Source organism: Psychrobacter urativorans (assembly GCF_904846675.1).
Lineage (GTDB): Bacteria > Pseudomonadota > Gammaproteobacteria > Pseudomonadales > Moraxellaceae > Psychrobacter > Psychrobacter urativorans_B.
Window position 1 is genome coordinate 24,260 of sequence record NZ_CAJHBT010000021.1, and the last position, 25,990, is coordinate 50,249.

Genomic DNA, 25,990 nt, shown 5'->3' on the forward strand with positions numbered 1-25,990 from the left:
GAGACGTATTATGGAACATGAAAGTAGAGTAAAAACTTCAAAAGTTTTGAATAGTCTAAATAAACAACACCAAGATAAAAGCCGTTGCATATCTGTATACGCAACGGCTTAAGTAGTTTACTAGTTTGTGAGTAGTCAGAATAGAATAAAGCGGCTGGGTGACAAGCTAAGCCCATTGCACCTGTAAGCGGTTTTGCTGATAACGCAAACGTAGCGTAAGGAGGATGGAAGATAAGAATAGACCGGTAATTAATGCCATCCAGAACCCTTGCGCGCCAACATCGGTATAACGCACTAGATAGACACCAAGTGGCAAGGCGACTATCCAATAACAAAATAGTGTCACCCACATCGGTACAGTCGTATCTTGCATACCGCGCAGAATACCAGCGATATTGACCTGCCAGCCATCAAATAACTGATAGGCAAGCGCAAAGACTAACAGGTGCATAGCCTGCGCTCTGACTTCCGGATTGTCTGTGAAAGCTGCTGCCAGTTGTGGTCTGAATATCCAAATTCCCAGCATACAGACGACAGCAATAAGTACCGTCCAGATAAGCCCAGTGGCTTGCACTTGGCGTAAAGCCAACAGATTCTTTTCACCAAAACGATTGGACACCATAATAGTCAGCGCCATTGCCACCGATATCGGTATCATAAATAGCTGTGAGGTCACGGATAATGCCACTTGATGCGACGCTGTTGCTAATTCGCCAAGTGGACTGATAACCAGTGCTCCTAAGCTAAAAAGACTGGCTTCAAAAAAGATGGAGATACCAATCGGTATGCCAAGCTTCAGTAGTTTAGTAATTTGCTGACGATTAGGCGCTGTAAAGCTATAGAAAAAGCGTGTACTGGCAAATTGCTGGCGCTTAGTAAAGGTAGTGTAAGCCCCAAGCAGTAGAACGTTAATCCATAATACTATCGCTGTTGCTACCCCGCAACCTGCACCGCCCATCTCGGGCATACCGAACAGACCATGGATGAAAATATAGTTCATCGGGATATCTGCCAATAGACCGATAACACTGATGATAGTCACTGGCTCAGGGCGACCGAGCGCTTCGCAGTAGCTGCGTAGTACCGCATATACGGCAAGGGCTGGGAAACCAAAAGAGACACCATGTAAGTATTGAGTCGCTATCGGTTGAATGTTTTCAGGGACGCCCATCACACCTAAAATATTAGGTGCTAAATTGACGATAATAAAGCCAAGGATACCAATGACGCCAGCAGTCCATAGCGATTGCTGGGTGATATGTGGGACTTGGCCGTATTTATTTTGACCGATTGCCTCACCAATCAGTGGCGTGGTGGCAATCAAAATACCGGTTGCTAATAAAAACAGCGGTAGCCAAATACCAGAACCAACCGCCACAGCAGCCAAATCAAGTGCTGAAACTTGCCCTGCCATAATGGCATCAACGACACCAAGCGCCGCTTGGCAAAACTGAGTAATCAAAATAGGTAACGCTAGTACGCCTAAACGTAAGCTGTAGCTTTTAAAATCTTTGAAGGATAATACGGAAACCATGGTTAGCAACTTGTCAATTATTCACGGTGGTTACTGTTGATGTCAAATATAGCCATCAACAAATCAATAGCGAAACAGTAAGATAGAGATAATGGCTATGAGAATGCCAGTGATAGTACGCTGATATATTATGTTCAGCATTACTATATAAGTTAATAGGGGTTTATCTGTTTATTAAGAAGTAAACAGGTGTGAGAACATAAAAAATAATGCACTTCAGCTATAAAATATAAGCCCTAAAATACAGCCACTAAAATAAAAATAACCTGTCAACTCAAGGTATGAATTGACAGGTCAAAAGTAGACAGAATGGTAAACAAGCCTCGCGGTGATGTCAACGTTTTCGCAATAGATAGTACGCCTCAGTCATATACACTCAGAGACGGTTGTATTAAGTCGTACAAGCATTTTTCTATGACAATTACTTCTCGATTAAGCCGTCACGACTACTATTGGGCTGTAGGGTAGTCGTGCGTACTTGGATAGCATTATAAGATGCGGGTTTGTCTTTTGGCGATATCAGCACGCCTCCATTTCCATCCCTATTTTTATATGCTATTTCAATTCTATCTAAGAATAATGCAGGCGCTGCCAAGAAACTGCTAGAAGGCTGGATGCTAGTGATATCTTTCAAGTTGATGCGACTAGTAGAAAACCCATTATTGACCAATAACTGGTCGTTAGTAACGGTGTATTGTATTTTACAATACGGCAACCAAAGTAGCAGTAGCGTAAATGATATTGGCAAAAAAAGTATAAATATATTTTGGACAAGTGAGGTATTGCTGTTGAACCAATATGGTACGAAAAGACTGAAAACCATCAGCAAAGTAGAATCAATAAAAACTAAAGTTAACCAAGTGTCAATTTTGGAAGCAAAAATAATGTCCGTCATGTTAAGTTATTATCTACCTGATTATCTAACAATCCAAGAGTCTCCGCCATATCCATAATCGCCAGCCAATGTTTGGGCTCAAGTGGAATGACCGTCAATTGCTCACAGCCTTTTCTAAGTAATAGTGAATCCTCAAGCATCGGGATGAATTTAAGCTCGGACAACGGCAAAGTCTCAGTAAAGGTTTGCTCAAAGGTCAAATCCACCATATACCAGCGCGGTTCTTCTTCTGTCGCCTTAGGGTCGTAATGACGATGTTCAGGATGAAATTGGGTCGGGTCGGGGTAGCCCGCTTTACTGACGGTCATGATGCCAGCGACGCCCGACGGCTTGGCACTTGAATGATAAAAAAACACTTTATCACCTACCTGCATATCATCGCGCATAAAGTTACGGGCGCGATAGTTACGCACGCCATCCCACATCTCTGTTCCTAAACGTTGCAGATCGTTTATATCAAAACACTTTGGATTGGATTTTATAAGCCAATATGCCATTGTCTCTATCCTTTTTTAAAATTTATTATGGTTCTATAAGGTAACCGTAATTGTCAGCTATTTTGCCTGTAATGGAGCGCCGTTAACATAAGCGTTTGTTACTTGTTTTATTATAGATGTGCTTTTCTTAAAGATACCCTTTTTTTTAATGAGCTTAGCCGTTATCCTAGCGTTACTTTTTGCTGTTGATGACAGCTTCTCATTGATGAATAAGTCCATTTATGCCCAAATCTAAATCTAATAGCCTTTTGAATGCTTCTAGTATGAATAATATAGACGCGAGGAGTATTCCGCTGGCGCTCTATATCCATATTCCGTGGTGTGTGAAAAAATGTCCCTACTGTGATTTTAACTCACATGAGCTGGGTACGGATATATCGTTGTCGATGTATGACGATTATGTGGATGCGTTATTATTAGATGCACGTCTCCAATTGCCACTGACCCAAGAACGAGATATTAGCTCGATTTTCATTGGTGGTGGCACGCCGTCGTTACTACCGATTGCACAATATCAGCGTTTATTTTCAGAATTACGCACAATTTTTGATTTTGCCGACGATATTGAAATTACCATGGAGGCCAATCCAGGCACTTTGGAGCATGCGCCATTTGCTGAGTATTTGGAGGTCGGCATCAACCGCTTATCTATTGGCGTACAAAGTTTCGCTGCTGATAAATTGCAAACGCTTGGGCGTATTCATGACCCCGAGCAGGCTTTATCAGCGATTAATGCGGCGCGCGAGGCTGGATTTGCGCGGGTAAATGTAGATTTGATGCATGGCTTACCGCAGCAGACCGTGATCGGGGCGTTATATGACATTCAAAGCGCGCATGATGCTGGTGCGACGCATATATCATGGTATCAGCTGACTATTGAGCCCAATACTGTGTTTTATCGCAGCCAGCCTATATTGCCTGATGAAGACAGCTTGGCGGATATTGAGCAGGCAGGGCAGACTTTATTACAGCATTTGGGTTACGATAATTATGAAGTTTCAGCTTGGGCTGGCGCGTCAGATGCACCCTGTCGTCATAATGTGAATTACTGGCAGTTTGGGGATTATCTGGCGATTGGCGCGGGTGCTCATGGTAAGGTTAGTATCGCTAATAACGTGCCAAATCTGTTAACAAACAGTGAGTTATTAGTGGAAACAGGCATTCATCGGTTTAGTAAATCACGACTGCCAAAAGATTATGTTGCTTTTTCTGCTACAGAAAACCAGACTATCCAAAATGCGCCCAAAATGATTGGCTGGCAAGAAATTGCTAGTGATGAGTTAGTCAGCGAGTTTATGATCAATGCGCTGCGTCTACATGAAGGGGTAGCGTGGTCATTGTTTGAAGCACGAACGGAGCTAAATTATGACAGTATCGCGGCACAAATAAATGAACTGGTTAACAAAGGCTTATTGGTTGATAGCTCAGAAAAACTACAGGCTACGGCTTTAGGTCAGCGTTATTTGAATCAAATATTACGAGAGTTTTTATAAAGTATAAAAAAAGGCCTACCGTTGGGTAAGCCTCTTCAAAATGAAATTCAATAATAAAAACTTAGATCTTTCTTTGAACTTCTTGAGCAGTACTACTTACAGCATTACCAGCGATTGATATGTCTTGGCCTAGACCTGTAAACGTGTTGCAACCAGTTAGTACAAACATAGCGGTCAAAGATGCGATAATTACTTTTTTCATAGTAGTGTCCTCAAAAGGGATAGAATTACGAGAGTTTTTATGAAGTATAAAAAAAGGCCTACCGTTAGGTAAGCCTTTTCATTACTAAATCTAAAAGTATAACTATTTGATTTTATTCTGTACGTTACCTGCGCCGTCAGTAACAGCATTACCAGCGCTTGATACGTCTTCGCCTAGACCTTTAAAAGTGTTACAGCCAGTTAGTACAAACATAGCAGTCAAAGATGCGATAATTACTTTTTTCATAATAGTGTCCTCAAAAGGGGTAGATTTACACAAAAGAGCAAACAGCGTTAAGCGGTTTGCCTAAACGCTATCAACTGAGTATAGGATAAAAATTCAGGTTTACAACATCAAATTAAAAATATTAACTAATATTCTATGACATCATGGTATTGTCCTGATATCCATTACGGCTATCATAATAAAAGTTAAATTATATGCAAAGTATCAAAGTGTAATTTTTGACACTAAACTGTAACTTTTGATTACGGAGCAGTTAAACTCTCCTCATTTACGGAATTATTATGACCATTCATATTGTACTGGTAGCCCCAAAGATGCCTAGTAACACTGGTAATATCATTCGTCTGTGTGCCAATAGTGGCGCGCAACTGCATTTAGTTAAGCCGTTAGGGTTTGAGCTTGATGATAAAAAGCTACGCCGGGCAGGTCTCGACTACCATGAATATGCGCATCTACAACTTCATGACGATTGGGCAGCAGCCAAGCAGGCACTGGGGGGCGAAGGTTGTGAGATTATTACTGCCCTGACTACCAAGCTGAGCCGCCCATTTTATGATTATGATTTTATGACTCAGCCAAACAATATAAATAACCATTCAAAAAATGTCGCCTTGATCTTTGGCTCTGAGACAGCGGGATTACCAGATAATATACGTGAGGATATTGGTGTCGATAACTGGCTCAGACTACCGATGTTACCCGACTCGCGTAGCTTAAACTTATCCAATAGCGTGGCGATATGTTTATATGAAGTATGGCGTCAGCAAGGCTTTAGCGGTGACGAAGGGCGCAGTGTTGGCTATGAGACGCTGACAGTATACGATGCAAAATAGTACTGGTTGGTAAGTGCGGCCCGATTATTTATTAAATTATAATAAGTTATAAGCAATTAGGCGGCTTTGGTAGTCCAGCAAGGCGATTTACATGGCGCGCAACCAATCCAGTATTGAACAACTGCTGGAGTTTTTGGTTGCTAATATCCTGCTCCGGCAAAGTTTGTTGTAGCCATTTAATGAGTGGACGGGTAGCCGGCGCGTGATTGAATTTGGTAAAAAAAATACGCACTTGTTGCAAAACCTCTAAATGCTCAGAACTCAGATTAACATCAAGGGTATCAGCAAGTTGTTGAGCAACATCCGGCGTCCAAATAGTATGGTCACACAGGTGACCGTCTTGGTCTAATGCAATAATGTTGGCACTTGTAGTGGAAGGCCCGGTAGCAGAGGTGATAGTAGGCTTAGAATAAGTCATATTAGAAGTACTCATAAGGCAATAGTTACCACTTTATCAAAGCTAGTATCTTGAGTTAGCTTAACCCATTCGCCATCAGTTAAAAGAGCCGTTAACTTAGCATTGAGTTTTAGTTGTGATGTGGTAGTTGTACTAAGCTGGGCAACATCTTCGGCTAGGGCATAAATACCAGTGATACCTTCTATGTCAGCGTCGCCCAAATAAGCATTGAGCCAATCAACAAAAGCAACGGTCGCGCCTAGTAATAATATGCTGTCACCGGCCCGCCATGTTAACGCCAGCTCATTGGTGCTGCGTCTGAGCGTATCCATAGTGCTATGTATTTGATATAAAGTTGCCATAAAGGTGTCCAATTGGTTGCGGTACTCAAGTGAGCATTTAATCTAACTGTAGATAAATCAAAGTAAAACTTATACCTGATTTTTATAAAGATTTTAAGCAGGGTTAGCTGTTAGGATTAATGATAGGAAACTAAAAAATTAAGATTTGCTCAAAGTCTTGGGCGTTAACCATTTCTGGGATAAGCATTAATTGCGTGGCTAAATCATTTGGCAGCATACCCGTCAGCCAACCACTAAAGACATCATCTGGTAGCCAAGCGGCTGGCATGTCATATAATTCGAGCGATTGAATCATGCCATGCAGACGAGACTTAGGTTGCATTAATAGCCCAAAAACAGGCGCATCTAAATAAAGTTGTACCTCATGACCAAAGGTCGCTAGGGTTAAGGCCAGTGCACAGCCTTCATAACTTGCCATTTCGCTGTCAGTGCGTAGCTGAATCAGTAATTTCATTGTTAGTCCTTCGATTATTATCAATGCAATTGCGCTTAACTTGACTATTCTCAGAACTGTATTAAACGGCAGTTGCCTTGCATCATCATCGCAAGCTCACTTAAGCCGACTAACTGGAATTCTGTGGCGATATTGTCGCTATGCAGCTGATGGCGTGCGCTATTATCCGTATCGCTGATACCGCGACTGAGTGCCGTGCTCACGCAAACTGGTAGCGGCAGCTGATATTGCCCGGCAAGTGCTTGCCATTCTTGCGTTAAATTGACTTGGTCAGCGGACTGCCAACGTAATCGATTGGCAGTATGGGCCGCATCGGCATAGAAGAAAATATTTAAAGGCTGTTTAATATTTTCTGAGCTTTCAAGATTTTTATCAGCATTGTCACTGTCATCATTGCTGGTTTGTGCAAGTAAGGCACGAGTGTAACGTAGCGCTAAATGAGCAAGTGGATGGCTAGGATCTTTAGTAATCAATAGTAGCGGGGGGAAGGTCATAAGTGTGGTATCACAAGTTATCGTACGTATATGAAGTTATTATCCTATTATGGCAAAAATTAACGCTAACGCAAAGGTCAGTCTATTTATTGACATCAAATCCGCACTAATAAAAAAGTAAATAAGCCATCACTCTAAAAGAGCAACGGCTTATTTATAAAAAATAGTCTATACATGCATAATAACTACATGCTCAAATGGATTTTCGTAGTTTATTTTTCATTGTCTTCCCCATCACAGCCTTCTGTATCCCCAACTTTAACCATTTGCTTACCGATATTATCACCTTCAAACAAGCCGATAAAGGCCGAAGGAATATTGTCAAAGCCTTCAATTAGGTTTTCTTTATAGACCATTTTTCCATCGTTATACCATTTGCCGATTTGTTTTTTGGCCGCGTCAAACTCATCTTTAAAGTCGTAGACGACAAAACCTTCCATACGCGCACTTTTTTTGGTTAAAGTGTGCATAGGGCGAGGGCCCTGTGGCGCTTCCCCTTTGTTATAATCAGCAATTTGACCACAAATTGCGATACGGGCATGCTCATTAATATTAGCAAAAACGGCATCGAACAACTCACCGCCGACATTATCAAAGAATACATCAACGCCGTTTGGACACGCTTCTTTTATGGCCGCTTCCATGTCATCAGTTTCTTTATAATTAATGCCTTTATCAAGACCTAAATCGTTTTCTAAATAATCAATTTTCTTAGGAGAGCCCGCAATACCAATAACTTTGCAGCCTTTAATGCGAGCGATTTGAGAGGCGATACTACCGACTGATCCTGCGGCACCTGATACGACAACAGTTTCCCCTTGTTTAGGTTGGCCAATTTTTAACATACCAAAATAAGCAGCCAATCCTGTGACTCCAAGCATACTGACAGCGGTGGAGATTGGGGCAAGGTCGGGGTCTACCTTTTCAAGGTCATCTGCGCTAACGCTTTGGTATTTTTTCCACGCAAAACGACCGTGCACAATATCGCCTTTTTTAAAATCATCATTATCGCTGTCGATAACTTGCGCGACCGTTCTGCTGGTGATAGCTTCGTTGAGCTTAAACTTTTTACCGGCATTATCGCTATCGCCTTTGTCCATAAAGCCGCGCATGCCGGGGTCGACCGACACATAAATACTTTTGAGTAATACTTCGCCATCTTTGCAGGTAGGCATATCGATATCATTAAACTTGAAGGTGTCTTTTGTCACCGCACCTTCAGGGTGTTTGGCCAGTACGATTTCTTGGTTTTGTTGTTTTGAATGATTCATTTTAATATCCTTTTTTTATATTATTTAATTTCTTAGATTAACACACCAAGTGCAACGCTAAATGATGTCATAGAAAACCTGATTCGGTGTTTTGAATCCCAGTCGTTTTCTTGGTCTGTTATTCAATCTGTCTTCAATATCTTGTACTTCATTATTAGATACTTGTCTAAAGTCACAGCCTTTAGGCAAGTACTCTCTGATCAAACCATTGGTATTCTCATTTGTTCCTCTCTGCCATGAGGCGTAGGTATCAGCAAAGTAGAACAGGCTAAAGAGGGTTTGTTTAATCTCTTTATTATCAGCGAACTCTTTGCCATTATCAGAGGTAATCGTTTTAACTTGCAGTCTGATAGGTGTCAGTAGATCTATCATAGCCTCTGCTACTAAGTGCGCCGTTTTCTTGGTCACCCGTCTCATTTTAACCAAGCCTGTTCTTCGTTCTACTAGCGTCACGATAGCTTGTTTGTGGTTTTGACCAATAATGGTATCGGCTTCCCAATCACCGATTCGCGAACGGTCTTCTACCACTTGAGGACGGTTGTGAATAGAGACTCGGTCATTGATGTGTCCACGAGTCTCGTTAGTAAGTCTTTGCCGATAAGGTTTGGCTTTGCGTCTTAAATGCTGCCATAGTCCGCCACCTTGTCTCTTATCTGTCCAGAGGTAACGATAGATGCTCATATGGCTAATACCACCATGGACGCCTGCTATTTGTTCAGGACTCCAGTTCTCTTCAAGTTTGTCTGTGACCCAGCCCCAAACCTCTGACATGATAGTGTAAGCGTTATTTGCTCGCCGTGCTGTCGCTTGCTCATTTGCAAACTGTGCCCGATAACCTCGCTGACTTTGATTACGTCTAATTTCTCTGGATATGGTACTCGGGCTTCTGTTTAATTTATCGGCTATAAATTTAGTACTGTGTTTTGCCCCTTTAAGAGCATAAATCTGATATCGTTCACCTAGGCTTAGATGTGTATAGCTCATGGTTGCAATCTCACTTTGGCGGTGGATAGAAACTTTGATGCTAGCGCATCTAGGTCTTTTTTTCACCTGCTCTTTGAAATTGCACTTCATTTGTTAATCTAAGTTTTTTATTAAACTGTGAGTTTTGCTGAATAGCTTTCTTTAGAGCTTTAGTTGTTTATTAGCAAACTAATTTGCCTTTATAATAAACAGCTTCGCGTTTTGGCAAACGTGCCACAGCCTCAGCTGAACAGGATGCTTTAACCAGTATAAAATCAGCATCTGCCCCTACCCATGGCCATACTTGTTTGCCTTGATCATCCAAAGGTAAGGGTTGATCAGTGATCATTTTCAACGCACGATTCAAACGATATTCGTCAGTCCAGCCGTAGAGTTGCGCGCATAGATTGGCTTTTTGCAGCATATCGCCTGAACCAAATGGCGAGAAGTTATCCATGATATTGTCAGTGCCCGCTCTGACGTTGACCTTGTGTTTTATCAAGGTTGGAATAGGCAATGCGTTCTGACCTATCGGGATGCTGGACACGATACCAATACCATATTCTGCAAACTGATCTGCTATATGTTCAAGTTCATTTTGTGGCAGCATGGCGAGCGCATAAGCATGAGTGATAAAGGTTTTACCTTGCAAGATTGGGCTCTCTTTGACGCGCTGTATCATGTGTTCCATCACCGCCTTACCAGAAGGCAGGTCTTCATGAAGATGAATGTCGACGCCTTTATCATAATCTAAAGCAATATCAAACATGATATCCAGAGATTTTTTCATGTCGCCGTCTACGATTGTGGGATCCAGACCGCCAATAAAGTCGATATCTATTTGCGCCGCTTCTCTTAATAGGCCCTCGGACTGTGAGTAAAGAATGCCATGTTGCGGAAAGGCGGCAATTTCCCATGTGAAGCTGTCTTTATAATTGTCTAATGCTAACAGTAGGTGCTCTAAGCTTTTCAGGCCACTGACCGGATCAACGTTACAATGACAACGCGCAAAAGTAGAGCCATAGCTTTGCAGTAGTTGTATGCTTGCTTCTGCCCTTTGCTGAGAATCGGGAAGGAGTTTTGGAATCAGCTCCTCCTCCAGTCGAATCATATTCTTTATGTCACCCGTCCAAGGAGCGGCATGCCAATCGCCACCGTAATAGGTTTTATCAATATGTACATGCATATCCTGAAAAGTCGGTAACATTAGTAAGCCATTAGCCTCGACTATTTTTACATTTTGAGCACTATTTTCAGTGCTGTTTTTTAGCTGTCCTTTGGCATTAATAGCTTTGATTTTTCCATTAGTAATATGGATATCAAAGAACGCTGTTTCTGTGGCAACGATCTGTTTATTGCTATCACGTACGAAACCTGTCTCTAATCTGACATTGCGTAGTAAAAGTTCTTGATTGCTCATTAAAATGTCCAGTTTTGATTGATTGTATTTATAATAGGAATGAGCGTTTGTTTGTTTAACCTAAATTGTATCGGTAATATAAGCCATTAGGATTGACAATATGTGTAGATTGAGTAGGGTTATGTTTACGGTTATTGTGGATTGACGCACTGTAGCCACCTCATCATAAAAATATAAAAGAGATATAAATAATATCGCAAGGTTCAGGTAGCCTATTTGTTCCATGCTGCAAGGAGTTTTATCGCTATGTCGCCAGTTATGCCGTCATCCGTCACGCTAGCTACCATGCTTAACAGTGGCAGCTATCAATCAAATCATCAGCCAAGCTATCAACCTACGCCCGCACAGCTACAGGTTTTACAAATCGCTAGTGAGTTTGCCTATCAGATTTGGGAGAGTCGGACGATTTCGTGCCAGACGTTTTTGCGCAGCTATCCATTAATGCAAACTTTAACTCGCCAGCAAATCGATGACCTTATTCAAGACTATACTTTGGATGAAAACTATCAATCTGCTGATGAAGCTCAAGTAATGAGTGGTCTGCGGCATCTACGTATGCTGCTTATGATGCGCTGGATTTGGCAAGATGCGTTGGGCGTTATTGAGCTTGAGCAATTAACTGACGAGCTGTCTGAGTTTGCTGGTGGTTGTATTTTATTTGCTAAAGACTATACCTACCAGCATCTGGTTAGCCAATATGGGCAACCGACTTTTATTGATGACAAAGGCACTCAGCACATCGATGATATGGCGATTATGGCGATGGGCAAGCTTGGCGCTCATGAGCTTAATTTATCTAGTGATATAGATCTGATATTTGTCCATCAAGCGCGTGGACAGACTGATGGTGATAAGGCTAAAGGAGCGCGAAGTATTGATAATAAACGCTTTATGACCCGTCTCGGTCAAGGTATTATCAAGCTGCTCGATAACAATACCGCTGATGGCTTTGTGTTTCGAGTTGATATGCGCTTGCGTCCGTGGGGTGATGGTAGCGATTTGGCCATTCATTTGTCGGCATTACAAAAGTATTTTGCCAATCACGGACGGGCTTGGGAACGCTTTGCGTGGTTAAAAGCGCGAGTCGTTGGGCAGATTGCTCAGCCATTTTATGATGAATTACAGGCATTGATTAAGCCATTTGTGTTTCGCTATTATGTTGACTATAGTGCCTTTGCAGCCCTGCGTGAGATGAAATCACTGATTCAAAATCAAGTGGCACAGCGTGAAGACTTAGATAATATCAAGCTTGGAGCGGGCGGCATTCGTGATATTGAATTTATTGTGCAAGCCTTTCAGCTGATTTATGGTGGACGACATCCACAGTTGCAGGTCAAGTCTTGTTTGCATGCTATGGTAGCCTTGTGTGAAATTGGCTATTTAAAACGTCCTACTTATGAAGTGTTGCAAGCGGCTTATCGGTTTTTGCGCCGGCTTGAGCATGCCATTCAAGCAATTAACGATCAACAGACTCAGCGCTTGCCGCACGATCCCTTTTGGCAGCATAATTTAGCGATTACACTGGGCTTTGGGAATTGGGAGAGGTTATTAACAACACTCAATTGCCATCGAGATAATGTAAATATACCATTTGAGCGCATGGTAACCGAAAGACAAGTACCTGCCCAAGACGATACCACGCTTGAGCCGACTAATATTGATGCTCAAATCGCACAATTAGATACGGTGTTGACTGGGGACAGTCGGGCGCAACTACAGATTTTTTGGCAATCAAAAATGGTGGCAAATCTAAGTGATGAAGCCAGAACCCGCTTAGATGACGCTTATCCGGTGATATTACATGCGCTACTTGAACACCAAGAGCAACAACAGTTGGCCAATACCGCATTGCCGCGTCTTATTGCCTTGCTTGAGGCCATTTGTCGCCGTTCGATTTATCTGGTCATGATTGCAGAGAACCCCAATGCGACCGTTGAGCTGATTCCGATGTTATCTGCCAGTCCTTGGATTGCCAATGAGCTGGCACGTTACCCTGTGCTTCTCGATAATTTCTTGCAGCAGCGCTATCGTTATCTACCGGACAAACCTGAGCTACATGATATTTTGCGTCAGCAGCTATTACGGGTTGAGCCGGAGGATGAAGAGGAGCTGCTCAGTGTTCTAAGATTATTTAAAAAGAACCAAGTATTGGCGGTAGCTGCTAGTGACGTATTGGCTGAACGCCCGATTATGAAAGTATCTGATTCCCTAACTTATATTGCAGCGGTCGTATTAGAAGCGGCACTTGAGCGGTCTTTTGCCGAGTTGGTCAAGCGTTATGGTTATCCCATCGCTCAAGATGGCGATCCGGTCACTGAGGCTGATTGCGGCTTTGCGATTATCGGTTATGGCAAACTTGGCGGGCTTGAATTATCTTATTCCTCTGATTTGGATTTGGTGTTTTTACATAAGATTAAAGAGCAGGGTATGACTACTGGTGAAAAATCAGTCAGCGGCATGAAGTTTGCTGCGCGCCTTGCTCAAAAGCTCATGACTTATTTGAATACCCAAACTCGTGATGGTCGCGCTTATGAGGTTGATATGCGTCTGCGACCATCGGGAAATGCTGGCATGATGGTGGTTTCTTGCCACGCTTTTGAGACTTATCAGCTCGATAAAGCATGGTCATGGGAGCATCAAGCACTGGTACGAGCGCGGGCCATTTGTGGTGATAGGCGTGTGACCACCCGTTTTTGTGATATCCGCCGCACGGTTTTGGCATTGCCGCGCACCATTGAACAAGTGCGAATGGAGGTGACCAGTATGCGTATTAAGATGCAAAAGCATCTGGGCAGCAGCCAACGAAAGCAGCAAGCCGGCAGGTTCCATCTAAAACAAGACGCTGGCGGAATTGTTGATATTGAATTTTTAGCACAATTTGCAGTGCTGGCTTATTCACATGACTATCCGAGTCTTACCAAATGGAGCGATAACGTCCGCATTTTTGAGGAGATGGCGCTGCTTGGTATTTGGGAGGTGCAAGTCTGTCAGGATTTGTCCGACGCTTATTTACGAGTACGGGCGGCGACTCATCAATTGGCATTGGCTGAGCAGTCATTATTAGTGGATGAGGCACTCTGGCAAGAAACACGGGCGCTCGTACAAGCGCAGTGGCAGCATCTGATGGGTGTAGAATAAGGCAAATCTAATTAATTAGAGGTGGTTTTAATATAAATTAGCCTGCCTAAAAGTAAAAAGATTGATATAAATAAAAGCCATCTAACATAAAACTAAAAGATATCATTTACCCTCGCTGCCAGTGATATAATCATCTACTCACCATAGAAATGACAGAAAATAAATGGTTCAAGACCGATTATGTGACGTCTATATTTAACATTATGGTGCAACAATACAAATTTAATTAACTTACTCAACAAAAAAAGTTAGGCGTCAGCGCTAGCATAAGGAATATCGAATGAATATGGCAACACAAGACGGCAAGCTTTGGATGAATGGCGTAATGGTAGATCAGCCAGATGCCAAAGTTCACGTATTGACCCACAGTCTGCATTACGGCATGGCAGTATTTGAAGGCGTACGTGCCTATCAAACTGCTGATAAGCGTACCGCAATTTTCCGTTTAAAGGACCATACTGAACGTCTGCTAGGTTCTGCTTTTATTTTTCAAATGGAAGTGCCTTTTGATGCCGCGACCCTTGAGCAAGCGCATAAAGATGTGGTTAAGCAGAACAACCTAGAAGAAGCCTATATTCGCCCGCTGATATGGATTGGCGCAGAAAAGCTTGGCCTGTCTGCCCATGATAATAGTGTCAATGCGATGGTTGCGGCATGGCATTGGGGTACTTATTTGGGTGAAGAAGGTATTCGAAATGGTATCCGGGTAAAAACGTCCTCTTATTCTCATCATTTACCTAACGTCACGATGTGTAAGGCCAAAGCTTCAAGTAATTACCCGGTGTCTATTATGGCCAATCGAGAAGTAACTCGTAATGGCTATGATGAAGCGATCATGATGGATTCACAAGGCTATGTCTGTCAGGGTTCAGGCGAGAATTTATTCTTAGTTAAAAATGGTGAGCTACATACGCCAGATTTAGCAGGCGGCGCATTGGACGGTATTACTCGTCGCACGATTATCCAGTTTGCTGAAGATTTGGGCATTAAAGTCACTGAGCGCCGTATGACTCGTGATGAGTTTTATTTGGCCGATGAAATATTTATGACCGGTACGGCTGCTGAAGTGACACCTATCCGTGAATATGATGACCGAAAAATCGGTAATGGTGGCCGCGGTGAAATGACCGAAAAATTACAAAGCTTATATTTCGATGTGGTACATGGTCGCAATGAGAAATATATGGATTGGTTAAGCTTTATCGACTAATTATTGTTTATAAAGCAATTCGTGCATAATTTAGTATGAATAAAAAACCAAGACTTATTTATAGTCTTGGTTTTTTATTCGCTGTATCTTAAAAATGCTATTTATTAAGTATTTTGATTAACCAATATTCAGCTAGCTACTATATCCGACCACCTTACCAACCTAACCTCGTATTGATGTAACAACTGCTCGAATTGACGACTCATTAGCCACTCAAACTCGCGTTCACGAGCAGCCTTAATATCGTCTTGCCAATGGCTAGCAGGGACAGCAGGGTGACACATAATAAGGGTAGGACTCAAATTACTAGGCAAAGCATTGGGCACTGAATGTATGGCTGGCGTGGTGCTTCCATACTGTGCATAAGTGCCAAGCGACTCAATACTAAGCGGCAGGGAATGCATTGCGGGTGAGAGATGGTTTGTGCGCGGGGCATTGGTTAGCCAGCTTTCCCATAATGCGGCAAGCTGTTGAAAATTAGCATCAAAATCATAGACGCCGCCGAAGTAATGGTTGGTAGCGATATTGTTTTCTGCACATAACTTGCGCCACGCACGTCCACCAAGTCCATAGATTATCCAAGATTTTAAATCATCAACCAAAGGCGTTGTGACGCGTGCGCAGATAGGGTTGTTTGAACCATCGCTATAACGAGCGTTTAGCTCTTTGATTAGGCTTTGGCGAATAATAGGGAACTGATGAATATGTTGATGGCCATCGATGAAGACTGGTGCGTGCCCGAAAGTATCTTCAAAACCATCAAGCTGACGATTAATAACATCCGTAACTTGGGTCGGATTAAGCCGGCGCAGATAACTGGTTATCATTATTGATTTTAATGATCCTTGTAGCGCCGAGGGAAAGATGCCAGTCAAGTCTAAATGCAGACCAATATCGACATTTAGGTCAGCCAGCGTGCGCATATCGGCAGCTGTAATTTGGCCACCTGCCATATAACTACTGGCGCCAATACGCCCGCGTTCAGCAAGCTGGATTACCGCATCATTCACTGCGCTCGAAAGGCCTAAGTCATCCACATTAATGATGATGGCGCGTGCACTGTTTGATGATTGTGACGTTTCATTTTTAGAAGCGTTTTTTTTAGAATTTGTATCTTTAGAAATTGTGTTTTTTATTTTAATCATGATTTAAATGCCCAAAGTTTACCCAATGTAAAAGTCATTACCGTAATAACGCCAGTGACGACTAGCCATATCAGCATATAGTAACGCTCACCAAACCAGTTAAGCCCCAATACAAATAAGCCTTGATTGGCTATAAATCCAGCAGCTGAGCTGGCAAACCATTTTATCAAGATAGTAAGCGTGCTTTTTTGGGGGGGATGATGAGGCTTTATAGTTGTGTGCGTTGGTGCATCATTAGTAATGTTGCTGGTTGATTGACGAAAAGTCAGATAAAAATGGCCGACAAAGCTCACTACAAACGCCACTAAAAAAGCAAGAACGTTGGCCCAAGCTGGTGAGATAGAGGTATTGCCTACTATATTAATTAATACTAAAAAATGCACCAAGGCGGCACTTGCACCTACCACTAAAAACCATAGCGCCTGCTTTGATGCGGATGTTGTTGCTACTTTCGATGCGTTGTTATTCATGGAATGTGTGTTCAGAGTGTTTATAGGTGATATCACCGACAGGTTGCTTAGTATAACGATTATCAGCAAAGTTGTAATTTACGTGGTTTGTATTGGCGTAATTTTTATCAATATTCTTTTTATCAGCCAGACCGTTACCAGTATAACGCTCGCTACTGGTATTACCGCTATGAATAGTCTCATCAATTAAATATAAAGGCCGTTGTTTGACTTCTTCATAGAGTCTGCCCACATACTCGCCAATCACCCCAATACAGACCAGCTGAATGCCAGTTGAGAACATAATACCAGCGGCAACCGTTGCCCAGCCTGCGACATCACTGCCAAATAATAGCGTTTCAATAACAATATATAAGCCGTATATAAAGGCTAAGGCAGAAACTATAAAACCCATTCGTGATATCAGCCGCAGCGGCTTTTGTGAGAAAGAAGTAATACCAACCAAGGCCAATTCAAAAAGGCTACCAAAGTTAAACTTACTCTCGCCAGTGCCGCGATTGTCAGCAGTAAAGGGTAGATAGACCGTATTAAATCCTACCCAAGCATACAGACCTTTCATAAAACGTTGACGCTCAGGTAGCGAGCGCAGCGCCTGTACGACCTTGCGGTTCATCACGCGAAAATCACCGGCATTTGGGCGAATCTCATAACGTTGACGGTCTTGGATGAAGTGATAAAAACTGCGCTTTAAGGTTTTAGCCAGCTTGCTCTCATGAGGGCGATTGGCTTGAATACCGGCGACCATATCAATATCAGACTGCTCAATCATACTGAGCATTTGCCCCAATACTGATAAAGGGTGCTGACCATCGGCATCAATCATCGCCACCACATCGCCTTCTGCTTTGGCAAGACCAGCACTTAGCGCCGGCTCCTTACCGAAGTTACGTGATAAGCGTACCAAAATCAGCTCCGTATTGTGCGGACGTGCAGGCATCAAGGTGGTGACTACATCCATCAGGTTATCACTACTACCATCATCAACGATAATAATCTCACAGCTTGCTGGTGTTATTTCATCATTAGCCTCTTTAGAGGCATCGCTGTTTATAGGCGCACGCAAGGCTGCGGTAAATTCAAACACCTGCGGTAAAAAGGCCTGCAACGCCTCGGCATCATTATAGGCTGGCATGATAATCGACAAGTAAGGCACACTAAGATGATTTTGAGGCATGAATACACTCATCAGCGTTGGTTAATATGAATGGCTACTCAGCCCCCATTTATTAGTCGTTATTTACGGAGTCGAGCGAAGACAGCTAGTTGTTACCTTTATTTAATACAGCGACTTGGTACATAAGCGATCCAGTTTACGGTTAAGGGCTCTTTGGCATTAGGGTCAGGCCAAGCAATCTGCCATTGTCCTTTTTGTACTATCAGGGCGGTAGCGTTATTCGTATTATCTATTTTATTGTAATTTGAGCTGGCATCTGCCACCATCAATTCATCAAGTAAAGGTAGCTTGATATAGTCATCGTCTTGCCACATAACTAGAGTGCCGTTTTTCTGAAGGCGCTCAGTGCTCATCCACGGTGAATGACTGGCAGGACCTGAAATCATTTGCGACGGGAAATCACTATTCATGGCGACTAACGCCCCGAGCCAGCGATCCCCTGACACGCTATCAAGCGGGCAGCTACTCAGCTTACTCCATGTACTAGCCGCTTGGGTAGCTAAGGCTTGTTCAGGCCAGTGCATACGCGATGGTTTATGACGTATTTTATCACCAAAACCGACGTATATGACCATTAATACTGTAGCGAGTGTCAGCCAAATGGCCAGTGCGCGACGCAATTTAATAGCCGTTAAAGCTTGCACAGCTGGGACAATAAATGAGGCAGCTAGTAAGCCTGACAGTGCCCACATTGGCATGCCCCACATATCACGCAGCCCGATACCAAATACTAAGTTTAATACCACGAGCACAACTATGGGCGCAGCCCAAAGGTACCACAGTAAAGAAGCACCTGCTGGCAGGCTATGCTTATAGGCGCTAACACCAAATAAGCGTTTGCGATTAAGCGCTAACATTAATACTAGCGGAATATGCGCCATAAGCTGGGCGGCAATAAAATTTACCCAACTAAAATGGCGGCTAACGTTACTAGCAGTTTCACTGACATCATGTGAGCGCCCATTAGCATAACCGAGCGGCAACCAATCATGCATCACTAACCAGTATAAATGCGGGGCAAATATAGCCAACATTACAAAGGCCGCTATCCACGGCTGCGGCTGCTTTAACAGCGGCCATTGTCTAGGCAATAATAAGTAAAGTGCCATAGGCAGTAATAAGAATATGACACTATATTTAGTGAGCATACCCAGCCCACCGAGCACCCCCAGTAATAGCCAGTCTGTCAGTCGACTTCGAGTCAGCGCTTGATAAAATACTAAGTATAATCCTACCCAAATAGGGAACTGCGCAACGTTATGGTTAAACTCAAGACTAGGATAGCTATAGTAGATAACAGCTAATGTCAAAGCGCTTCCTAAGAGCCCTGTTGCTGGTGACCATATTTTTTTGCCCAGCTGATAAACCAAGAATAGCGTCAGTAGCACATATAATTGGCTTAGCAAATAAGGGCCAATATGTCCAAACAGTTGATAAAAGCTGTATAATATCCATGATGATAATGGGGGGTGCTTATAATACCCCCATTCCCATTCACTACCCCAGTTTATGCCTTCACTGACATCCAAAGGTACGCTATTGGCAAGGAAGGCAGGAGCAATAGACCAAATGAGAAAGTAAACCAGTAAGAATAGACCAAACCAGCGCCATTGCTTTTGTCCTGTCTCATTATTACACAAGGTATCGTTACCGTTATGAAGGCTATCTGCTTGCATTTTAGCGCGTGAGGCTGACTTATTACTAAATGACGGGGTCATGACTATACTCTTTTTATAGTTTGTCTGGTCTTATACTACAGCTGGCTCAAGTATACTTAAAATATAATACTAATAGCGCAGCAGGACTTCATTGTAATAGTCCAGCTATAACAATTTAGCGTCATTATAGAGTTTAATGTCAGTCAATTATAGTAAGGCTGCCTTTTTATCTTTATTTTTTAGAATAGCAATAAACTTAAGAGAGTATGTTATGAGTAATGAGGTTATCAAAGTATTTGTCGGATGTGACCCTAATAACTGTGATTTAGAACAGATGATGGTGCTAGATTATAGTCTGCATAAACAGACTAGTGCGCCTGTTGAAGTCGTCTGGATGCAGCTGTCACGCGATCCTAACAGCTATTGGTACTCAAACCCCGAGACCGGTGAGGGCTGGAATACTACTAAGTGGGCCACACCTTTTTCAGGATTTCGTTGGGCCATTCCAGAATATTGTGATTTTTCTGGTAGAGCCATTTATATGGATGCCGACGTGGTCATTCTAAGCGACTTGGCAGCGTTATGGAATCACCCTATCGAAGGACAGTCTATAGTAGCTGCAAAAACAATCGCAGATATGACCCGTTTGTGTACTTGTGTCTGGGATTGTGATAACGCCAAAAGTACTATTTTACCGGTTGAGCAACTCAGAAAAGATGCGAATAGTCATCAAAAAATGATGGACTTGCTCAAACAAAATCCGCAATTGGTAGAGCCTTATCAAGACAGTTATAACTGTGTAGATGGGGAAGCGTTGGCAATAGAAGATATTAAGATACTGCATTACTCAGACATGGGTACTCAGTTTAGCCATAAATATGCGCTAGCAAGGGTCAGTGCAGAGGGCTCTGAGCATTGGTTTGATGGGAAGATAATGCCGCATCCAAGGCAAGAGCTAGTCGAGTTATTTGATAGCTATTATAACGAAGCATTGGCTGCTGGCTACAAGCTAGATAATTATCGTATCAATGCCTTTGGTCAATTCCCTAAAAAGACCCACAAGCGCTATAAAGGCAATAAAATAACCCGTCCGAGCAGCTCTAAGTCGTTTCTTTCGAGGTTATTCAAACGCTAATTTGAGTTTGACTCGCTTTATTAAAAGCTAGATTAACATACCAAGTGCAACGCTAAGTAATGGAATAGGATACTTGGTTTGGTGTTTTAAATCCTAACCGTTTTCTTGGTCTGTTATTAAGTTTGTCCTCAATGGCTTGTACCTCATCATCAGATACTTGTCTAAAATCACAGCCTTTAGGCAAGTACTCTCTGATTAAACCATTGGTATTCTCGTTTGTTCCTCTCTGCCATGACGCATAAGTATCAGCAAAGTAGAACATACTATAGAGCCTGTTTTTGACCTCTTTATGGTCAGCAAACTCTTTACCATTATCAGAAGTAATTGTTTTGACTTGCAGTCTAATTGGGTTGAGTAGCGTTATCATAGTATCCGCCACCAAATGAGCGCTCTTTCTAGTGACTCGTTGCATCTTAACCAAACCTGTCTTTCGTTCTACTACCGTCACAATGGCCTGCTTGTGGTTTTGACCGATAATGGTATCGGCTTCCCAATCGCCAATACGGGATCGTTCCTCTACCACTTGAGGTCGCTTATGAATAGAGACTCTGTCATTGATGCGTCCACGAGTCTCACAGGTGAGACGCTGACGATAAGGTTTGGCTTTACGTCTTAAATACTGCCATAACACGCCGCCTTGTCTTTTATCTGTCCATAGGTAGCGATAGATGCTCATGTGGCTAATGCCGCCATGGACCCCTGCTATTTGTTCCGGACTCCACTGTAATTTTAGCTTATCAACAACCCAATCCCAAACGTTTAAAACAATGGTGAAAGCGTTGTTTGCATGCCTCGCTTTGGCCTTGTCGTCTGCATACTGGGCTCGGTAGCCACGCAGGCTTTTATTACGCCTGATCTCTCTTGATATGGTGCTGGAACTTCTATTTAATTCGCCTGCTATAAATTTAATGCTCCGGTTTGCCCCTTTAAGGACATAAATCTGATATCGTTCCTCTAGGCTTAGATGGGTATAGCTCATGGTTGCAATCTCACTTTGGCGGTGGATAGTGGCTTTGATGCTAGCGCATCTAGGCTTCTTTTTCACCTACTGGTTGAAATTGCACTTCATTTGTTAATCTAAGATATGTCAGTTAAGGACTTAGAACCTACTTTTCTTTGTAAAAGGCTTGTATAACTGATATTACTTTATCTTGGTCTTTTTTATCTATGCCATACCATAATGGCAATCTCAATAATTTCTCACTTTCTATTGTTGTAAATTCATCCTCTCCATGGAAGTGGCCAAGTTTTTTTCCGGCTATAGAACTATGTAGAGGAATATAGTGAAATACAGCCATGATGTTACTATCTTTAAGAAAGTTAATTAAATTGATGCGAGTTTCCATATCTTGAACCTTGAGATAAAACATATGAGCGTTATATTTACAAGACGTAGGTATAACAGGAAGTTGTATTTTTTCTCGTAGCTCAAGTCCTTTAAGCTGCTCATAGTAATAAGACCAAGCTTGCAAGCGATCTTGGTTAATTTCTACACTTTTTTCAAGCTGTCCCCAAAGATAAGCGGCTTGTATGTCGCTAGGAAGGTAACTACTGCCTATGTCTACCCAAGAGTATTTATCAGTCATCCCGCGAAAAAACTGGCTACGGTTAGTGCCTTTTTCTCGGATAATCTCTGCTCGTTCCCTAAATTTTTCGTCATTAATTATTAATAAGCCACCTTCACCGCCACTAGTATAGTTCTTGGTTTCATGAAAGCTGAAAGTACCTAAATGTCCAATAGTGCCTAAGGCCTTGCCTTTATAGGTACTCATCATTCCTTGTGCGGCATCTTCTACTACATAAAGGTTGTGACGTTGTGCTATATCCATAATGGTGTCCATCTCACAACTAATACCCGCGTAATGCACAGGAACGATGGCTATTGTTTTTTCAGTAATAGCCGCTTCAATTTTGGCTTCATCGATATTCATAGTATCTGGACGAATATCAACAAAAACAATTTTTGCCCCGCGTAAAACAAATGCATTTGCTGTACTAACGAAAGTATAGCTAGGCATTATTATTTCATCACCTGGTTTAGTGTCGATCAAGATTGCTGCCATTTCTAGTGCAGCGGTACAAGAGGGGGTTAGCAAGACTTTATTACAAGATAAGCTCTCTTCAAACCAGTCATGACAAAGCTTGGTAAAAGGGCCATCACCAGATATCTTATCACTGTGCATGGCTTTTAAAACGTATTGGTCTTCATTGCCTGTATAGGGCGGTTTATTGAAAGGAATCATTATTTATCTCTTCCAAGAATTTTTTTTCTAAGACAAGTAAGTCTTTTTTTCTTTCCTTGACTCTTTTAGCAGGAATACCTACGTAAATGCCCCAAGGACTGGTATCTTTATTTATTAAACTCATTGCCCCTACAGAACTTCCTTCTGCAAGGTTCACACCGGGCATAATCATACTACCTGCACCTACAATTACTTGGCGCTCTATAACCACTTTTTCTTTTTTCTCATTTTTATATTTTGAAGGTACAAATGAGCTAACCATAGTCTCTCCACTATAATCATCCGACTGCGAAAAGATTTTTACGCCGTAGGATAACCCAGAGAAATCCCCTAAGTAGATTCCCGCTTCGCCGCCTGCTATTAGACACATAGGGGCAATCTGGCAAAAGTCGCCTATTTTTACTCTACCTGACACCACACAAAAATCATCAATTCTTGAATTATCACCAATCTCTATCTGATCGGCATTGTATATACTGGCTTTATCACTAATTCTTACATTCTTGCCTAGGGCTTTAAATCCTACTTCTTGTAATTGGCTAGCGGTTAGATAGGCCATATCAAAATAACTCCGTTAATTGGTTCAATAGGGTTTTTTTAGAAAAGTATTGTTTTATTTTACCAACATTAGCTGGGTGATAGTGGTTTACTAAAGAAGTGAAGTCCTTAACATCGTATATTTCAATTCCTTTTTCTTTGAATAGCGGCCATTGGGTGGTGTTACTACGAATATATACCGTTTTCCCCAGACCCAATAAGGTGATGATGTTTCCCAAAGCCTGTTGCCGACTATTATTAAAAATGGCAATATCGATTTTTTCTAAAAATTTTAAGTAATCTTCAAAAGGCATAAACTCAGTTAAAGGCACAAATTTGTCACCAAAAAGCTCTTTTCCTATTTTTATAACTTTTTTAGCATGACTTTGATCGCTGTATGATAACGGGGCATAAATACGAATATTTTTATTCTTAAATGGAAGTAACTTTTCTAGTATTTCAACATGGTTATTAGTACTATTTGCTGAATTGCCTAGCTGAATATTTATCGTACTGCTATCATTCTTTGAGATATCAAGCTCTTTATAAATATTGCTAAGATACATAATGCATTCATAATATTCACCTTGAGCGCCATACCATTCTCTTGCTAAATCAATATCACCTTTAATATAAGTTACTAAATGACCCATTTTTTTAATGACAGAGCGCCTAAAAAACTCTCGTACTCGCCATTTATGATTACGTTTACCAAAACGATATACGTATAAATCACCACCCCATATAGCCCAATAACATTTTTTTAATAACCAAGGGGTAAAAAACAAGATTTTTATAATTGTGTGATCAGCTAAACTATGTAAGATAATTTTATCTGCTTGATGCATCCTTACTAAGACTTGGATGTAATGTTTTAATTTTGCAGTGCTCGTTTTTTCTGACAGTAGTTTTATATTCTTGCCGTGTATAAGATTATCTTGAGCCATCCCTCTAGTGAGTGAAAATTCGTGCTCATCAAAATTAAAGTTTTCTTTAACAAAGTTTATAAAGGGGGGTATGAACTTTTCACTACTAGCGATATGCAAGATTTGTTTACTCATCTTTATGGCACCAAATCTAATAAATATTTACCGTAACCATTTTTATTGAGCTTATTGCCTATCCGCTGTAGGTCTTGCTTAGTGATCCATCCATTGTTATAAGCAATTTCCTCTAAACACGCAATCTTATAACCTTGATGTTTTTCGATAGTCTCTACAAACATACCGGCTTCTAGTAAGCTTTCATGGGTACCAGTATCAAGCCAAGTAAATCCAGGACCAAGCAATTCGACACTTAAATCACCACGCTGCATATAGATCTGATTAACAGTCGTAATTTCAAGCTCTCCACGATTAGACGGTTTTACTTGTTTGGCTATTTTCACAACATCGTTATCGTAAAAATATAGGCCAGTTACCGCATAGTTAGACTTGGGATGACTTGGCTTTTCCTCAATGGAAATAGCACGCTTATTTTCATCAAACTCGACCACACCAAAACGCTCAGGGTCTTTAACCTGATACCCAAAAACGGTAGCCCCCGTTTTATGATTAGCAGCCTTATGCAGTAGCGGGGAGAATCCTGGGCCGTAAAATATGTTATCACCTAAAACCAGACAAACATTACTATCACCAATGAACTCTTCACCAATAGTAAACGCCTGTGCCAAGCCATCTGGGTTGGGCTGAACAGCATAACTAATGTTAACACCCAGATCCTCACCATCAGCAAGTAAACGTCTAAAACCATCGATATCATCCGGAGTGCTAATTATTAAGATATCTCTAATACCTGCTAACATTAATACTGATAAAGGGTAATAAATCATCGGTTTGTCATAGATAGGAAGCAGTTGTTTAGACACACCTTTAGTAATAGGGTACAGGCGTGTACCAGAGCCACCAGCTAAAATGATTCCTTTAGTATTCATTAAGTTTGTACTCCTAATCTCTCACGTTGGTAGCTGCCATCTTGAATTCGGCGGCACTAGGCAAGATTATCCAGATACCATTTAACCGTTTTATGTATGCCGGTCTCAAAATTTTCAACTGGTATCCAGTCTAAGTCATTTTTGATCTTTGTGGCATCGATAGCATAGCGAAAATCATGGCCAGGACGGTCTTTCACATAGGTAATGAGTGAACCACCCCGACTATATCGGAGACTGTTTGTTTAAGTTAGGCCGCTAGGCCTAACTGATTAAGATTATCATAATA

General features: G+C 41.8%; 26 protein-coding genes and 1 pseudogene. 5 read left to right on the forward strand and 22 right to left on the reverse strand.

Features of this window, described 5'->3' with window-relative positions; genetic code table 11:
* Window positions 1–166: 166 nt before the first annotated feature.
* From JMY06_RS09660 to JMY06_RS09670, 3 genes are all read right to left on the reverse strand, one after another.
* A complete protein-coding gene (locus tag JMY06_RS09660; protein ID WP_201618081.1) occupies window positions 167–1,534 on the reverse strand; it encodes an MATE family efflux transporter in 1,368 nt (455 codons plus the stop codon).
* Between the two features lie 421 nt (window positions 1,535–1,955).
* On the reverse strand, window positions 1,956–2,429 hold the full coding sequence (locus JMY06_RS09665; protein ID WP_201618082.1) for a PH domain-containing protein: 474 nt from the start codon (window positions 2,427–2,429) through the stop codon (window positions 1,956–1,958).
* Window positions 2,426–2,926: an EVE domain-containing protein gene (locus JMY06_RS09670; RefSeq protein WP_201618083.1), complete on the reverse strand. Its 501-nt coding sequence runs from the start codon at window positions 2,924–2,926 to the stop codon at window positions 2,426–2,428. The genes JMY06_RS09665 and JMY06_RS09670 overlap by 4 nt, the downstream gene beginning before the upstream one ends.
* A 263-nt stretch (window positions 2,927–3,189) precedes the next feature.
* Between JMY06_RS09670 and hemW the strand changes: the two genes are divergently transcribed.
* Window positions 3,190–4,419: a radical SAM family heme chaperone HemW gene (gene hemW / locus JMY06_RS09675; protein WP_201618084.1), complete on the forward strand. Its 1,230-nt coding sequence runs from the start codon at window positions 3,190–3,192 to the stop codon at window positions 4,417–4,419.
* Window positions 4,420–4,480: 61 nt separating this feature from the next.
* On the opposite strand, the gene JMY06_RS09680 is transcribed toward hemW, so the two are convergent.
* Both JMY06_RS09680 and JMY06_RS09685 read right to left on the reverse strand, forming a co-directional pair.
* The gene (locus JMY06_RS09680; protein ID WP_201618085.1) at window positions 4,481–4,621 is read right to left on the reverse strand and encodes a lipoprotein; all 141 of its coding nucleotides are present in this window, start codon (window positions 4,619–4,621) and stop codon (window positions 4,481–4,483) included.
* 102 nt (window positions 4,622–4,723) lie between these two features.
* Window positions 4,724–4,867 carry an entericidin A/B family lipoprotein gene (locus JMY06_RS09685; RefSeq protein WP_201618086.1) on the reverse strand — a complete coding sequence of 48 codons (144 nt, stop codon included), beginning with the start codon at window positions 4,865–4,867 and terminating at the stop codon, window positions 4,724–4,726.
* A 281-nt stretch (window positions 4,868–5,148) separates the two neighbouring features.
* Here JMY06_RS09685 and JMY06_RS09690 point away from each other — a divergent pair, with 281 nt between their 5' ends.
* On the forward strand, window positions 5,149–5,700 hold the full coding sequence (locus JMY06_RS09690) for a tRNA (cytidine(34)-2'-O)-methyltransferase (RefSeq protein ID WP_201618087.1): 552 nt from the start codon (window positions 5,149–5,151) through the stop codon (window positions 5,698–5,700).
* A gap of 46 nt (window positions 5,701–5,746) precedes the next feature.
* On the opposite strand, the gene JMY06_RS09695 is transcribed toward JMY06_RS09690, so the two are convergent.
* The 7 genes from JMY06_RS09695 to JMY06_RS09725 form a co-directional block, all read right to left on the reverse strand.
* Complete coding sequence (locus JMY06_RS09695; protein WP_201618102.1) at window positions 5,747–6,118, reverse strand: TusE/DsrC/DsvC family sulfur relay protein; 372 nt, start codon at window positions 6,116–6,118, stop codon at window positions 5,747–5,749.
* Between the two features lie 11 nt (window positions 6,119–6,129).
* The gene (locus JMY06_RS09700) at window positions 6,130–6,459 is read right to left on the reverse strand and encodes a hypothetical protein (protein WP_201618088.1); all 330 of its coding nucleotides are present in this window, start codon (window positions 6,457–6,459) and stop codon (window positions 6,130–6,132) included.
* A gap of 130 nt (window positions 6,460–6,589) precedes the next feature.
* Window positions 6,590–6,913: a hypothetical protein gene (locus JMY06_RS09705; protein WP_201618089.1), complete on the reverse strand. Its 324-nt coding sequence runs from the start codon at window positions 6,911–6,913 to the stop codon at window positions 6,590–6,592.
* A gap of 50 nt (window positions 6,914–6,963) precedes the next feature.
* A complete protein-coding gene (gene tusD / locus JMY06_RS09710) occupies window positions 6,964–7,407 on the reverse strand; it encodes a sulfurtransferase complex subunit TusD (RefSeq protein ID WP_201618090.1) in 444 nt (147 codons plus the stop codon).
* Window positions 7,408–7,619: 212 nt separating this feature from the next.
* Window positions 7,620–8,678 (reverse strand): NADP-dependent oxidoreductase, encoded by a 1,059-nt coding sequence (locus JMY06_RS09715; RefSeq protein WP_201526064.1) that lies wholly within the window; start codon window positions 8,676–8,678, stop codon window positions 7,620–7,622.
* 57 nt (window positions 8,679–8,735) lie between these two features.
* Window positions 8,736–9,662: an IS30 family transposase gene (locus JMY06_RS09720; protein WP_201618091.1), complete on the reverse strand. Its 927-nt coding sequence runs from the start codon at window positions 9,660–9,662 to the stop codon at window positions 8,736–8,738.
* A 160-nt stretch (window positions 9,663–9,822) separates the two neighbouring features.
* A complete protein-coding gene (locus tag JMY06_RS09725; protein ID WP_201618092.1) occupies window positions 9,823–11,061 on the reverse strand; it encodes an amidohydrolase in 1,239 nt (412 codons plus the stop codon).
* A gap of 285 nt (window positions 11,062–11,346) precedes the next feature.
* Here JMY06_RS09725 and glnE point away from each other — a divergent pair, with 285 nt between their 5' ends.
* Window positions 11,347–14,199, forward strand: a complete 2,853-nt coding sequence (glnE, locus tag JMY06_RS09730) for a bifunctional [glutamate--ammonia ligase]-adenylyl-L-tyrosine phosphorylase/[glutamate--ammonia-ligase] adenylyltransferase (RefSeq protein ID WP_201618103.1) — start codon at window positions 11,347–11,349, stop codon at window positions 14,197–14,199.
* Between the two features lie 280 nt (window positions 14,200–14,479).
* Window positions 14,480–15,409, forward strand: a complete 930-nt coding sequence (locus JMY06_RS09735; RefSeq protein ID WP_201526066.1) for a branched-chain amino acid transaminase — start codon at window positions 14,480–14,482, stop codon at window positions 15,407–15,409.
* 128 nt (window positions 15,410–15,537) lie between these two features.
* Here JMY06_RS09735 and JMY06_RS09740 read toward each other — a convergent pair whose 3' ends face one another.
* From JMY06_RS09740 to JMY06_RS09755, 4 genes are all read right to left on the reverse strand, one after another.
* Complete coding sequence (locus JMY06_RS09740; protein ID WP_201526067.1) at window positions 15,538–16,554, reverse strand: ChbG/HpnK family deacetylase; 1,017 nt, start codon at window positions 16,552–16,554, stop codon at window positions 15,538–15,540.
* Window positions 16,551–17,024, reverse strand: a complete 474-nt coding sequence (locus JMY06_RS09745; RefSeq protein ID WP_201618093.1) for a GtrA family protein — start codon at window positions 17,022–17,024, stop codon at window positions 16,551–16,553. The genes JMY06_RS09740 and JMY06_RS09745 overlap by 4 nt, the downstream gene beginning before the upstream one ends.
* Window positions 17,017–18,198 carry a glycosyltransferase family 2 protein gene (locus JMY06_RS09750; RefSeq protein WP_201526069.1) on the reverse strand — a complete coding sequence of 394 codons (1,182 nt, stop codon included), beginning with the start codon at window positions 18,196–18,198 and terminating at the stop codon, window positions 17,017–17,019. Before JMY06_RS09750 ends, JMY06_RS09745 begins: the two co-directional genes overlap by 8 nt.
* A 98-nt stretch (window positions 18,199–18,296) precedes the next feature.
* Window positions 18,297–19,916 (reverse strand): glycosyltransferase family 39 protein, encoded by a 1,620-nt coding sequence (locus JMY06_RS09755; protein ID WP_201618094.1) that lies wholly within the window; start codon window positions 19,914–19,916, stop codon window positions 18,297–18,299.
* Between the two features lie 211 nt (window positions 19,917–20,127).
* Here JMY06_RS09755 and JMY06_RS09760 point away from each other — a divergent pair, with 211 nt between their 5' ends.
* Window positions 20,128–20,991 carry a glycosyltransferase gene (locus tag JMY06_RS09760; RefSeq protein WP_201618095.1) on the forward strand — a complete coding sequence of 288 codons (864 nt, stop codon included), beginning with the start codon at window positions 20,128–20,130 and terminating at the stop codon, window positions 20,989–20,991.
* 52 nt (window positions 20,992–21,043) lie between these two features.
* Here the strand turns inward: JMY06_RS09760 and JMY06_RS09765 are convergent, their stop codons facing one another.
* From JMY06_RS09765 to JMY06_RS09790, 6 genes and pseudogenes are all read right to left on the reverse strand, one after another.
* A complete protein-coding gene (locus tag JMY06_RS09765) occupies window positions 21,044–21,970 on the reverse strand; it encodes an IS30 family transposase (RefSeq protein WP_201618096.1) in 927 nt (308 codons plus the stop codon).
* A 127-nt stretch (window positions 21,971–22,097) separates the two neighbouring features.
* Complete coding sequence (gene rffA / locus JMY06_RS09770; protein ID WP_201618097.1) at window positions 22,098–23,234, reverse strand: dTDP-4-amino-4,6-dideoxygalactose transaminase; 1,137 nt, start codon at window positions 23,232–23,234, stop codon at window positions 22,098–22,100.
* Window positions 23,218–23,793 (reverse strand): acyltransferase, encoded by a 576-nt coding sequence (locus JMY06_RS09775; protein ID WP_201618098.1) that lies wholly within the window; start codon window positions 23,791–23,793, stop codon window positions 23,218–23,220. Before JMY06_RS09775 ends, rffA begins: the two co-directional genes overlap by 17 nt.
* Before the next feature lies 1 nt (window position 23,794).
* Window positions 23,795–24,832, reverse strand: a complete 1,038-nt coding sequence (locus tag JMY06_RS09780) for a TDP-N-acetylfucosamine:lipid II N-acetylfucosaminyltransferase (RefSeq protein ID WP_201618099.1) — start codon at window positions 24,830–24,832, stop codon at window positions 23,795–23,797.
* 2 nt (window positions 24,833–24,834) lie between these two features.
* The gene (gene rfbA / locus JMY06_RS09785; protein ID WP_201618100.1) at window positions 24,835–25,704 is read right to left on the reverse strand and encodes a glucose-1-phosphate thymidylyltransferase RfbA; all 870 of its coding nucleotides are present in this window, start codon (window positions 25,702–25,704) and stop codon (window positions 24,835–24,837) included.
* 56 nt (window positions 25,705–25,760) lie between these two features.
* Window positions 25,761–25,913 (reverse strand): annotated as a pseudogene (locus JMY06_RS09790) (dTDP-glucose 4,6-dehydratase); the annotation flags it as partial.
* Window positions 25,914–25,990 lie beyond the last annotated feature (77 nt).